General features: G+C 69.6%; 9 protein-coding genes. 7 read left to right on the forward strand and 2 right to left on the reverse strand.

Going from position 1 to position 11,982, the window contains the following annotated elements:
- Window positions 1–44: 44 nt before the first annotated feature.
- Window positions 45–698 (forward strand): sigma-70 family RNA polymerase sigma factor, encoded by a 654-nt coding sequence (locus BBA86_RS01450; protein ID WP_065569922.1) that lies wholly within the window; start codon window positions 45–47, stop codon window positions 696–698.
- On the forward strand, window positions 695–940 hold the full coding sequence (locus BBA86_RS01455) for a zf-HC2 domain-containing protein (protein ID WP_065569923.1): 246 nt from the start codon (window positions 695–697) through the stop codon (window positions 938–940). Before BBA86_RS01450 ends, BBA86_RS01455 begins: the two co-directional genes overlap by 4 nt.
- 68 nt (window positions 941–1,008) lie before the next feature.
- On the opposite strand, the gene BBA86_RS01460 is transcribed toward BBA86_RS01455, so the two are convergent.
- Window positions 1,009–4,716 carry a multifunctional oxoglutarate decarboxylase/oxoglutarate dehydrogenase thiamine pyrophosphate-binding subunit/dihydrolipoyllysine-residue succinyltransferase subunit gene (locus tag BBA86_RS01460; protein ID WP_189318397.1) on the reverse strand — a complete coding sequence of 1,236 codons (3,708 nt, stop codon included), beginning with the start codon at window positions 4,714–4,716 and terminating at the stop codon, window positions 1,009–1,011.
- 148 nt (window positions 4,717–4,864) lie between these two features.
- Between BBA86_RS01460 and BBA86_RS01465 the strand changes: the two genes are divergently transcribed.
- The 3 genes from BBA86_RS01465 (at window position 4,865) to BBA86_RS01475 (ending at window position 8,813) form a co-directional block, all read left to right on the forward strand.
- Entirely contained in the window at window positions 4,865–6,319 is a 1,455-nt protein-coding gene (locus tag BBA86_RS01465; protein WP_065569924.1) for a GuaB1 family IMP dehydrogenase-related protein, read from the forward strand.
- A gap of 116 nt (window positions 6,320–6,435) precedes the next feature.
- Window positions 6,436–7,764 (forward strand): hemolysin family protein, encoded by a 1,329-nt coding sequence (locus tag BBA86_RS01470; protein WP_065569925.1) that lies wholly within the window; start codon window positions 6,436–6,438, stop codon window positions 7,762–7,764.
- A complete protein-coding gene (locus BBA86_RS01475; protein WP_065569926.1) occupies window positions 7,761–8,813 on the forward strand; it encodes a hemolysin family protein in 1,053 nt (350 codons plus the stop codon). Before BBA86_RS01470 ends, BBA86_RS01475 begins: the two co-directional genes overlap by 4 nt.
- A gap of 6 nt (window positions 8,814–8,819) precedes the next feature.
- Here the strand turns inward: BBA86_RS01475 and BBA86_RS01480 are convergent, their stop codons facing one another.
- Window positions 8,820–9,893: an NADH:flavin oxidoreductase/NADH oxidase gene (locus BBA86_RS01480; RefSeq protein WP_065569927.1), complete on the reverse strand. Its 1,074-nt coding sequence runs from the start codon at window positions 9,891–9,893 to the stop codon at window positions 8,820–8,822.
- A 21-nt stretch (window positions 9,894–9,914) separates the two neighbouring features.
- Here BBA86_RS01480 and BBA86_RS01485 point away from each other — a divergent pair, with 21 nt between their 5' ends.
- On the forward strand, window positions 9,915–10,748 hold the full coding sequence (locus BBA86_RS01485; RefSeq protein ID WP_083199400.1) for an NAD(P)H-hydrate dehydratase: 834 nt from the start codon (window positions 9,915–9,917) through the stop codon (window positions 10,746–10,748).
- Between the two features lie 28 nt (window positions 10,749–10,776).
- Window positions 10,777–11,973 (forward strand): glycosyltransferase 87 family protein, encoded by a 1,197-nt coding sequence (locus BBA86_RS01490; RefSeq protein ID WP_065569928.1) that lies wholly within the window; start codon window positions 10,777–10,779, stop codon window positions 11,971–11,973.
- Window positions 11,974–11,982 lie beyond the last annotated feature (9 nt).

The raw sequence follows: 11,982 nt of genomic DNA on the forward strand, positions 1-11,982 counted from the left end.
TGGATCCTCGTGTCGACGACATGCACAGGCGGGAGAGGAGCGGGATGATCGCCACACTGGACGCACCGGAACTCGCCGAATGGGCAGACGTAGACTGGCCTGCGATGAACGATCAGGCGGTCGAAGACCCGCGTACCCAGTTCGAGGAGCAGGCGCTCCCCTTCATGGACCAGCTCTACGCGGCGGCGATGCGGATGACCCGCAATCCCGCCGATGCGTCGGACCTGGTGCAGGAGACCTTCGTCAAAGCGTTCGCGGCGTGGGCATCCTTCACGCAGGGGACGAACCTCAAAGCCTGGCTGTACCGCATCCTCACGAACACGTACATCAACACGTATCGCAAGAAGCAACGTGAGCCCTACCAGGGCACGATCGACGATCTCGAGGACTGGCAGCTCGGTGGAGCGGAGTCGACGACTGCCTCGTCGGCACGGTCCGCGGAGGCGGAGGCGATCGACCACATGCCGGCGTCCGTCGTCAAGGACGCTCTGCAGTCCCTTCCCGAAGACTTCCGGCTCGCCGTGTACCTCGCGGACGTCGAAGGGTTCGCGTATCAGGAGATCGCGGACATCATGAAAACCCCCATCGGCACGGTCATGAGCCGTCTGCACCGTGGCAGACGACAGCTCCGAGACCTGCTGTCCGACTATGCGAAAGAGCGTGGCATCGAGGTGCCCGCCACAAGGAGTGCGAAATGACCGATTGCGGTTGCGACAAGGCTCGTACGGACCTCGAGGAGTACCTGCGTAACGAGGTCTGCAACACCCGCCACGCCGACATCACCGAGCACCTCGAGAACTGCGCCGAGTGCCGTGACGAAGCGCTCGTCGCGACGACACTCACCGCGGTCGTCGCGCGTGCCTGCAAGGAGGCCGCGCCCGAGGATCTCCGTGACCAGGTGCTCGCACGTCTGCGGGCGGAGCAGGCCACCCACCACTGACGCGACGTACCCTGATACGGCAGAAGGCCCCGCCGCGGCGGGGCCTTCTGCCGTATCAGGAGGGACGCTCAGAAGTTCAGCGCCTGCTCCATGATCTCGGCGTGCTGGCGCGCGTGGACCTTCGGTGAGCCGGTGGCCGTGGATGCCGCTGCCGACCGGGAGATCCGCTTGATGGTCCGACCGTGGAGGTGCTTGACCACCTCGAGGGCGATGAACGGCCAGGCGCCCTGGTTCTCCGGCTCCTCCTGGACCCAGTAGAGCTCGGCGTTCGGGTAGCTGTCGAGGATCGTGTTGAGCTGGTCGATCGGCGCCGGGTAGTACTGCTCCAGCCGGACCAGAGCGACCTTCTCATTCGGGTTCTTCTCGACCTCCGCGGCGAGGTCCCAATGGATCTTGCCGGCGTGGAGGAGGACGCGGGTGACGGCCGCGCGGTCGAGCGAACGCTCGTCGTCGATGACCGGCTCGAACCGGCCCTCGAGGAAGTCCTCGACGGGGCTCGTCGCATTCCGCAACCGCAGCATCGCCTTGGGCGTGAAGACCACGAGCGGACGGCGCGGACGGGCGTACGCCTGGCGCCGAAGCAGGTGGAAGTACGACGCGGGCGTCGACGGGCGGGCCACGGTCATGTTGTCCTGCGCGCACATCTGCAAGTAGCGCTCGATTCGCGCCGAGGAGTGGTCGGGTCCCTGGCCCTCGTAGCCGTGGGGGAGCAGGAGCACGACGCCCGACTGCTGTCCCCACTTCTGCTCAGCCGAGGAGATGAACTCGTCGATGACCGACTGCGCGCCGTTGGCGAAGTCGCCGAACTGGGCCTCCCACAGGGTGAGGGTGTCGGCGCGCTCGACGGAGTAGCCGTACTCGAAGGCCATGGCCGCATACTCGCTCAGAAGCGAGTCGTAGACGTAGAAGCGGCCCTGGTTATCGCTCAGGTTCGCCAGCGGCAGCCACTCCTGGCCGTTGGCCCGGTCGTGCATCACGGCGTGACGGGTCACGAACGTGCCGCGGCGGACGTCCTGGCCGGCCAGACGGACGTTCGAGCCCTCGGCAAGCAGGGATCCGAAGGCGAGCAGCTCGCCGAAGCCCCAGTCGATCTTGCCGTTGCGGCTCATGTCGTAGCGCTTGTCGAGAAGCTGCTGGAGCTTGGTGTGCACCGTGAAGCCCTCGGGCTTGTTCACGAAGGCGTCGCCGATGCGCTCGATGACGTCACGGCCGACGGCGGTCGAGTCGGGCTCGCCGACTGCGGGCTCGGCCTGTCCCTCGGACGAGACCACTGGCGATGTCCCGGTCTGGGCGGCGTGGATCTCGGCGAAGGCGATCTCGAGGCGGTTCTGGAAGTCCTGCTTGGCCTTCTCGTACTCCTCCTCGGTGATGTCGCCGCGGCCGACGAGCGCCTCGGTGTAGAGCTTGCGGACCGACCGCTTCGCCTCGATGAGGTTGGTCATGAGCGGCTGGGTCATCGACGGGTCGTCGCCCTCGTTGTGACCGCGGCGGCGGTAGCAGACGAGGTCGATGACGACGTCGCGGTTGAACTCCTGGCGGTACCGGAAGGCGAGTTCGGCGACATGGACGACGGCCTCGGGGTCGTCGCCGTTCACGTGGAAGATCGGCGCCTGGATCGTCTTGGCGACGTCGGTCGCGTAGATCGAGGTGCGGGCATCGAGCGGAAGGGTCGTGAAGCCGACCTGGTTGTTGACGACCACGTGGACCGTACCGCCGGTCCGGTAGCCGCGCAGACGTGACATCTGCAGCGTCTCCATGACGACGCCCTGGCCCGCGAAGGCGGCGTCGCCGTGGACGAGGATCGGCAGCCAGGAGAACGACCCGATGGGGAGACGGTCCTGCTTGGCCCGGACGATCCCCTCGAGGACGCCGTCGACGGTCTCGAGGTGCGAGGGGTTCGCCGCGAGGTAGACGGGGAGCTCCTCGCCGCCGTCGGCGACGAAGGTGCCCTGGGTGCCCAGGTGGTACTTGACGTCGCCCGATCCGCTCTTCGACCCGACGGCGACGGAGCCCTCGAATTCCCGGAAGAGCTGGCTGTAGGTCTTGCCGGCGACGTTCGTGAGGACGTTCAGGCGCCCGCGGTGCGCCATGGCGATCGCGGCTCCGTCGAGACCCTCGCCGGCAGCGCCCTGGAGGATCTGGTCGAGGAGCGGGACGAGCGACTCGCCGCCCTCCAGGCTGAAGCGCTTCTGCCCGACGAACTTCGTCTGCAGGAAGGTCTCGAAGGCCTCGGCCTCGTTGAGCTTGCCGAGGACGCGGAGTTGCTCGTCGTGGCCGGGCTTCTGGTACTTGACCTCGAGGTTGTCCTGGAACCACTTGCGCTGCGTCGGGTCCTGGATGTGCATGTACTCGACGCCGACGGTGCGGCAGTACGAGTCGCGGAGGATCCCGAGGATGTCGCGCAGCTTCATGGTGCGCTTGCCGCCGAAGCCGTTCGTGACGAACTCGCGGTCGAGGTCCCAGAACGTCAGCCCGTGGTTCTCGATCTCGAGGTCGGGGTGCGTGCGCTGGACGTATTCGAGCGGGTCGATGTCGGCCATCATGTGCCCGCGTACGCGGTACGAGTTGATGAGCTCCTGCACGCGGGCGGTCTTGTCGACGCGCTCGGCGATGTCGACCTTGATGTCGCTCGACCAGCGGATGGGGGAGTAGGGGATGCGGAGGGCCGCGAAGATGTCGTCGTAGAACCCCTCCTGACCGATGAGGAGCTGGTGCACGATCTTGAGGAACTCGCCCGAGCCCGCGCCCTGGATGACGCGGTGGTCGTAGGTGCTCGTGAGAGTGATGGTCTTGCCGATGCCGAGCTCGCCCAGGGTCTTCTCGCTCGCGCCCTGGAACTCGGCCGGGTAGTCGAGGGCGCCGGCGCCGATGATGCAGCCCTGGCCCTTCATGAGGCGGGGGACGGAGTGGACCGTGCCGATGCCGCCGGGGTTGGTGAGCGAGACGGTGGTGCCCTGGAAGTCGGCGGCCGTCAGCTTGTTCTTGCGCGCACGCTGGACCAGGTCCTCGTACGCGGAGAGGTACTCGCCGAAGGTGAGCGTCTCCGCCTGCTTGATGCTCGGCACCATGAGCGCGCGGGTGCCGTCGGGCTTCGGGAGGTCGATCGCGATGCCCAGGTTGATGTGGGCGGGGGCGACGACGGAGGGCTTGCCGTCGACCTCGGCGTAGTAGACGTTCTGCGTCGGGAACGCCTTCAACGCCTGGATCAGCGCCCAGCCGATGATGTGGGTGAAGCTGACCTTGCCGCCGCGCGTGCGGGACATGTGGTTGTTGATGACGATGCGGTTGTCGATCATCAGCTTCGCGGGGATCGTGCGCACGCTCGTCGCCGTGGGAACGGTCAGCGACTCGTCCATGTTCGCGGCGAGGGTCTTGGGGAGACCGCGCAGCGGGGTGACGGTGTCCTCGAGGGTGGCCTTCTCACCGGTGGCGGCCTTCGGCGCCTCGGCCGGGATCGGCTGCGGTGCCGCAGGGCGGGCGGTCGTGCGGGCGACGGGCGCGGTGCCGGTGGGAGCGGGGCGCGATTCCGGGGCGGGGGCGGGTGCCGCCGGCGCCCCGGCAGGGGCTGCCGGAGCGGATGCCGTCGGTGCCGACTTCTCGGTCGATGCTCCACCGGACGGGGCGTCGGGGGTGTAGGCCTCGAGGATCGGCCACCATTCCTTGTCCACCGAGTTCTTGTCGCGGCTGTACTGCTCGTACAGCTCTGCGACGAGCCATTCGTTGGCTCCGAACTCCCCGTCGCTCGTAGTTCCCACGCCGGTCGCCTGACTGGACACGGTTCCGCCTGCTTTCGTCGTCGACGTTCGAATTGTGCGGGCCTCGCGCGGCCTCGCGCACAGACGTCAAGGGTATCCCAGGTTGCCGCCCCTCCGACCCGCGCAGCCCGCCCGGACACGGGGGTTCCTCGTCGCCTAGCGTGGGTGTATGCACTTCTCCGGCGAGCGGCCCGCAGGCGACCTGACCTACTCCGACGTGTTCCTCGTACCGCGGCGTTCCGACGTGGCGAGCCGGTTGGACGTCGACCTGTCGCCGGGGGACGGAACGAGCGCGACCATCCCTCTCGTCGCCTCGAACATGAACTCGGTCACGGGTCCCCGCTTGGCCGCCACCCTCGCGCGCCGCGGCGGTCTCGCCGTCCTGCCGCAGGACATGGCGCTCCAGGACGTCGATGCCGGCATCCGGTGGGTCAAGGAACAGCCGGTGCGCTGGGACACGCCGCTCGTGCTCCCGCCCGAGGCTCTGGTCGCCGACGCCGCGGCCCTCCTGCCGGCGGCGGCGGGACACGGCATCGTCGTCGCAGCGCGCGCGGACCGGGTCCACGTGGACGACATCCTCGGCATCGTGCCGGCCGAGCGGCTGGGCACCGCCCTGCCCGACGCCCGCCTCGGAGACCTCGTGCGGGGACGGGCGGCATCCATCGACGCGGACGACGTCGACACCGCACGCGCAGCGTTCGACCTCCTGATCGCGGCGGAGGTCGACATCGTCACCGTCGTGCAGCACGGATACCTCGTCGGGACCCTCTCGCAGCGGACCGCGCTCCGCTCCTCGCTCTACCGGCCGGCCGTCGATGCCGACGGCCGGCTGAGCGTCGCCGCGGCCGTCGGGATCAACGGCGATGTCGCGGCCAAGGCGCGCGCGCTCGCCGCCGCCGGTGTCGATGCGCTCGTCGTCGACACGGCGCACGGGCACCAGGAGAGCATGATCCGGGCGCTCCGCGCGGTCGCCGCCGAGGACCTCGGTCTTCCGATCGTCGCGGGAAACGTCGTGACGGCGGAAGGCGTGCGGGACCTCGTCGAGGCCGGGGCGACGATCCTGAAGGTCGGCGTGGGGCCCGGCGCCATGTGCACGACCCGCATGATGACGGCCGTCGGACGTCCGCAGTTCTCGGCCGTGCTCGAGACGGCCGAAGCGGCCGGCGCGGCCGGTGCGCACGTCTGGGCCGACGGCGGCGTCCGCTACCCCCGCGACGTCGCCCTGGCGCTCGCGGCAGGTGCGGCATCCGTCATGATCGGTTCCTGGTTCGCCGGCACGATCGAGGCGCCCGGTGACCTGCGGGTCGACGCGGAGGGGCGCGTGTTCAAGGAGTCGTGGGGGATGGCCTCCACGAAGGCCGTGCAGGGACGCTTCGGCCGGCTCGACCCGTTCGAGCGAGCGCGCAAGGAACTGTTCGCGGAGGGGATCTCGTCGTCGCGCATCTACCTGGACCCGTTGCGGCCGAGCGTCGAGGACCTCCTCGACATGATCACCTCGGGAGTCCGATCCTCGTTCACCTACGCGGGAGCGGCGACAGTCGCGGACTTCCATGAGCGCGCGACGGTCGGCTTCCAGTCCGCCGCCGGTTACGAAGAGGGCAAGGCGCTGCCCGTCAGCTGGTGAGAGAACGCGCCCGCGTGACGCGCGCGGTGCCGTAGAATCGTCCGCACAATGGACGACCCTCCCAGTAGACCTTCGCCCCACCGACCCTGTTCCCCGATGATCGGGGGTGACGTGTGATGGACTACGTCATGTTGGGCGTGGGGCTGCTCCTGACAGTGGGAACCGGCCTGTTCGTCGCCAGTGAGTTCGCACTCGTCAACCTCGACCGGGCCGACCTCGAATCGCGCCGAGCCGCCGGCGAGAGCCGTCTGACGCTCACGATCAACGCGCTGCGGATCACGTCGACGCACCTCTCGAGTGCACAGCTCGGCATCACGCTGACGACCCTCCTCACCGGTTACACGATGGAACCGGCGCTCTCGAACCTGCTGCACCCGGTGTTCGAGCTGTGGGGTCTGCCGGAAGCGGCATCCCGCCCCATCGCCACCGTGGTGGCCATGGCGACCGCCACGATCTTCTCGATGATCATCGGGGAACTCGTCCCCAAGAACTTCGCGCTCGCGGTTCCCCGTCAGACCGCGAAGCTCGTCATGGGGTTCCAGACCGTCTTCACGACCGTCTTCAAGCCCGCGATCCAGCTGCTCAACGGCAGCGCGAACGCGGTGCTGCGGGCCATGGGCGTCGAGCCCAAGGAGGAGCTCTCCGGTGCGCGTACCGCGGAGGAACTGTCCAGTCTGGTCCGCCGGTCGGCGAGCGCCGGCGTCCTCGAGAAGGACACGGCGTCGCTGCTCGATCGCACGCTCACCTTCTCCCGCCTCACGACGGCCGACGTCATGACCCCGCGTCCGAGCATCCACGCGCTCGCCGCCGACGACAGCGTCGAGGACGTCGTCCAGCTCGCACGGCGCACCGGCCACAGCCGGTTCCCCGTGTTCGGCGAATCGATGGACGACATCACCGGCATCGTGCACCTCAAGCAGGCGGTGTCCGTGCCGCGCGAACGCCGCGCCGACGTGCCCGCCGCCGCCATCGCGGAGGAGCCGTTGCGGGTTCCCGAGGCCGTCCATCTCGACGGACTGATGTCGGAGCTCCGCTCCCGCGGCTACCAGATGGCCGTCGTCGTCGACGAGTACGGCGGTACCGCCGGTGTGGTCACCCTCGAAGACCTCGTGGAGGAGATCGTCGGCGAGGTCCTCGACGAGCACGATCGAAACCGTGCAGGCGTCGTCCGGGCGAAGGGCTCGATCATCTTCCCCGGCGACCTCCGTCCGGACGAGGTGCTCGACCGCACCGGCATCCGCGTCCCCGAGGGCGACGTGTACGACACCGTCGGCGGATTCATCATGGCCACCCTGGAGCGCATCCCCGCGGTGGGCGACCGGATCACCCTCGACGACGGGACCATCACCGTGCAGCGGATGGACGGTCGCCGTGTCGACCGCGTGAAGTTCGTGCCCGCTCCCGTGCCGGTCGGTGCCGAGACGGAAGGGGGTGAGCGTCGATGAACGACTGGGTCGGAATCGCCTGGCTCGTCGTCCTCCTCGTGGCGAACGCCTTCTTCGTCGGCGCGGAGTTCGCCGTCATCTCCGCGCGACGGTCGCAGATCGAACCGCTCGCCGAGAAGGGCTCCCGCTCCGCCAAGACGGCCTTGTGGGCCATGGAGCACGCGACCCTCATGCTGGCGACGTGCCAGCTCGGCATCACCATCTGCTCGCTGCTGATCCTGAACGTCTCGGAACCGGCGATCCACCACCTGCTGGCGGTGCCGCTCGAGGCGATCGGACTGCCCTATGCGGTCGTGGACGTCACTGGCTTCGTCATCGCCCTGCTGCTGGTGTCGTACCTGCACGTGGTGTTCGGCGAGATGGTGCCGAAGAACCTCGCGTTCTCGCTGCCGGACCGTGCCGTGCTACTGCTCGCGCCGCCGCTCGTGTTCGTCTCACGGGTGTTCCACCCGATCATCGTGGCGCTCAACTGGATCGCGAACCACGTCGTGCGGTTGTTCCGCGTGGAGCCGAAGGACGAGGCCGCCTCGACCTTCACCCTCGACGAGGTGGCCACCATCGTGAACCAGTCCCGCATCGAGGGGGTGCTGGATGACGCCTCGGGCGCGGTCGCCGCGGCGGTGGAGTTCACCGACAAGAAGGCGAAGGATGTCGCGGTCCCGCTCTCGGAGCTCGTCACCCTGCCCGAGAACACGACGCCCGACGAGATCGAGCGCGCTGTCGCCCGTCACGGCTTCTCGCGCTACGTGATCGTCGATGACGAGGGGATGCCCCTCGGCTACGTCCACTTGAAGGACGTCCTCCGGGCTGCGGAGGGGGAGGACTCCGAGGACACGGTCGCTCAGCCGATCAAGCCCAAGCGGATCCACCACATGATCCCCATCGGGGAGGCCACCGATCTCGAGGACGCCCTCGCCCTCATGCGCCGGTCGAGCCGTCACCTGGCGCAGGTGCGCGATTCGGCGGGCGAGACGACGGCCGTCCTGTTCCTCGAGGACATCATCGAGGAACTCGTCGGCGAAGTGCACGACGCGACGCGTCGCCTCTGACGAGGATCAGCGCCGGCGGGCGCGGAGGTACTGCGGCGGCCACAGCGTCGCAGCCTCCGCGTCGCCGAGGTCCTCGGCGGCCTGAAGTGCGAAGTGCGGGTTCCGCAGCCAGCCGCGACCGATCATGACCGCGTCAGCGAGCCCGTCCTGCAGGATGGCCTCGGCCTGCGGGCCGTCGTCGATCTCGCCGACCGCCGTGACGAGGAGGCCGGTGCGTTCGCGGACCGTCGCCGCGAACGGGACCTGGTAGCCCGGGCCCGTTGTGATCTTCTGGTGCGCGACGAGTCCGCCGGTCGAGATGTCGATGACGCTCACCCCGCGCTCGCCGACCCAGCCGGCGACGGTCGCGGTCTCGTCGACGTTCCAGCCGCCATCGGCCCAGTCGGTCGCCGAGAAGCGGACGGCGAGGGTGCGACCGGGCGCGGCATGCCGCACCGCGTCGACGACGCGGAGGAGCAGGCGGGCGCGGTTCTCCAGCGACCCGCCGTACTCGTCGGTGCGCTCGTTCGACAGCGGGGAGAGGAACTGGTGCAGGAGGTAGCCGTGCGCGGCATGCACCTCGAGCAGGTCGAAGCCGGCCTCGTCCGCCCGGCGGGCGGCGTCGCCGAAGGCGACCACGAGCGCGTCGATCCCGCTCGCGTCGAGGGCGACCGGCTCCGCGTAGCCGTCGAAGGCGACGGCGGAGGGGGCGACGGTCGTCCAGCCGCCCTCGGCGGCGGCGACGCTGCCACGGGCATCGTCGAACGGGCGGTGCGTCGAGGCCTTCCGGCCCGCGTGCGCGAGCTGAACGCCGGCGAGAGCCCCGCGGGAGTGGATCGCGGCGACGATCGGGGCCCAGGCATCCCGCTGCGCGTCGTTCCACAGCCCGGTGTCGCACGGGGTGATCCGTCCTTCCGGCACGACGGCCGTCGCCTCGGCGATGACCACCCCGGCGCCGCCGTTCGCGAACTGCGCGAGGTGCACGTGGTGCCAGTCGTTCGGCACACCGTCGACGGCCGTGTACTGGCACATGGGAGACACCCAGAGACGGTTGCGCGCGGTCGTACCGGTCATGTCGAGGGGGCGGAAGAGGAGGGTCATGGGCGGACTCCGTCGCATAGGGTGGGCGCCATGACGGCGCGGAAGTGGAACGGTGCGGACACGGCCGCAGTCATCACCGAGCCAACGGCGGACGACGACAAGTATTCCCGCGGTGTGGTCGGGATGCGGACCGGTTCGGCCGCGTTTCCCGGAGCCGCGGTGCTCGGAGTCGAGGCCGCCTGGCGCACCGGCGTCGGCATGGTGCGCTACCTCGGGCCGGAGCGGGCAGCCGACCATGTGCTCGCCCGACGGCCGGAGACCGTGACGGCGGACGGCCGGGTGCAGGCGTGGGTCATCGGGTCCGGGACGGATGCCGCGCACCGCTCCGCGCGCGAACGAGCGGCGCTCCTGGGCATCCTCTCCGGCGATGCGCCCGTCGTCGTGGATGCGGGAGCCCTGGATCTCGCCGCCGCAGCATCGGCACCCGTCGTGGCGACGCCCCACGGCCGCGAGCATGCCCGCCTGCGCCAGATGCTGGGGCTCGACCCGCAGGTCGACGACCCGGCCGGGACGTCGGCCGCGCTCGGCGGTGTCGTGGTCCGGAAGGGGGCGACGACCGTCGTCGCGGCGCCGGGGACCGACCCGATCGAGATCACCGCACCGACCTCGTGGCTGGCGACCGCCGGGACGGGCGACGTCCTCGCCGGGACCGTCGGCGCCGTGCTCGCCGGTGTCATCGGGCATGGCACGTCGCCGGGCGACCTCGCCGCACTGCAGCGAGCCGCGGCATCCGCCGTCTGGCTGCACGGGCACGCGGCCGCGCTCGCCGTCGCGGCTCACGGCGGCGGACCGATCGTCGCGCTCGACGTCGCCGAGCACCTGCCGCACGCCGTCGCGACGGCGCTCGCGGGGTGACGCGAGCGCGTCGCCTTAGGCTGGAGGCGTGACGAACCGCGTGCTGGGGTGGGCCGCGTTCGCCCTCGTCCACCTCGTCGTCGGCGCGCTCGGCTTCCTGCTGCCGAACGAGCCGATGGGCGATGTCTACCGGGTCTACGAGCCGTGGTCGCGTGCCGTCTTCTCGGGCGGTGGGATCGTGGGCGTCACGCAGGACTGGGTCTACCCGCACCTCGCGCTCCTGCCGATGCTCGTCTCGCATCTTCCCGGAGCGCTCGTCGGGAGCTACACCGTCGGGTGGGCGATCCTCGTGACCCTCCTCGACGCGGTGGCTTTCGCCGTGCTGATCGGCTCGGGCCGATCGATCGGACGCCGGTGCGCGGCGGGGTTCTGGCTCGCGGCGATCGTCGCCCTCGGGCCCGTGGGGATGTACCGGATCGACGCGGTGTCCGTTCCGCTGGCGATCCTCGGATGCCTGTGGCTTCTGCGCCGGCCGGGTGTCGCCGCTGCTCTGCTCGCGGCCGCGACCTGGATCAAGATCTGGCCTGCCGCCCTCGTGGCGACCGCGGTGGTCGCGGTGCGGCGGCGCAGCGTCGTCCTCGGCGCCGGAGCCCTTGTGAGCGTGGTCGTCCTCGGGGTCGTCGTCGCGGCGGGCGGTGCCGATCATGCGCTCGGTTTCGTGACCGGGCAGACCGGGCGCGGGCTGCAGGTGGAGGCCCCGGTGAGCGCCGTCTACCTGTGGGGTGCGCTTCTGGGTCTCGAGGGGTGGACGGTCTACTACGACCAGGGCATCCTCACCTTCCAGGTCACGGGCCCCCTCCTCGAGGTCGTATCGGCCATCATGACCCCGGCTCTCGTGCTGGCCGCCGGCGCAGTCGTTGCGGTCGGCGTCGTCAAGGTCCGGAGGAACGCGGCCTTCGTGCGGCTGTTCCCCACCATGGGGCTGGCGCTCACGACCGTCCTCATCGTCGTCAACAAGGTCGGCTCACCTCAGTTCCAGACGTGGCTGTTCGCGATCGTCGTCTTCGGTCTCGTGGTGGATCGTCGCCGATGGGTGGCGCCCGGCATCCTCGTTCTCCTGTCCGCCGCACTGACCCAGCTCGTCTACCCCGTGCTGTACAACGGCATCGTCTCGCCCGAGATCGTCGCCGTCGCCGTGCTGACGCTCCGCAACCTCGCACTCGTCGTGCTGATGGTGTGGATGGTCGTGCGCCTGTGTCGTCTCCCCGTCCGCTCCATCCCCTGATCCGGAGGT

The sequence above is a fragment of the Microbacterium oleivorans genome (assembly GCF_001691565.1).
GTDB classification, from domain to species: domain Bacteria; phylum Actinomycetota; class Actinomycetes; order Actinomycetales; family Microbacteriaceae; genus Microbacterium; species Microbacterium oleivorans_B.

Bases quoted from the DNA above. Each gene is read 5' to 3' on its own strand.
- BBA86_RS01480 (WP_065569927.1), bottom strand. From the start codon at position 9,893: ATGACCCTCCTCTTCCGCCCCCTCGACATGACCGGTACGACCGCGCGC.
- BBA86_RS01465 (WP_065569924.1), top strand. From the start codon at position 4,865: ATGCACTTCTCCGGCGAGCGGCCCGCAGGCGACCTGACCTACTCCGAC.
- BBA86_RS01475 (WP_065569926.1), top strand. From the start codon at position 7,761: ATGAACGACTGGGTCGGAATCGCCTGGCTCGTCGTCCTCCTCGTGGCG.
- BBA86_RS01470 (WP_065569925.1), top strand. From the start codon at position 6,436: ATGGACTACGTCATGTTGGGCGTGGGGCTGCTCCTGACAGTGGGAACC.
- BBA86_RS01455 (WP_065569923.1), top strand. From the start codon at position 695: ATGACCGATTGCGGTTGCGACAAGGCTCGTACGGACCTCGAGGAGTAC.
- BBA86_RS01450 (WP_065569922.1), top strand. From the start codon at position 45: ATGATCGCCACACTGGACGCACCGGAACTCGCCGAATGGGCAGACGTA.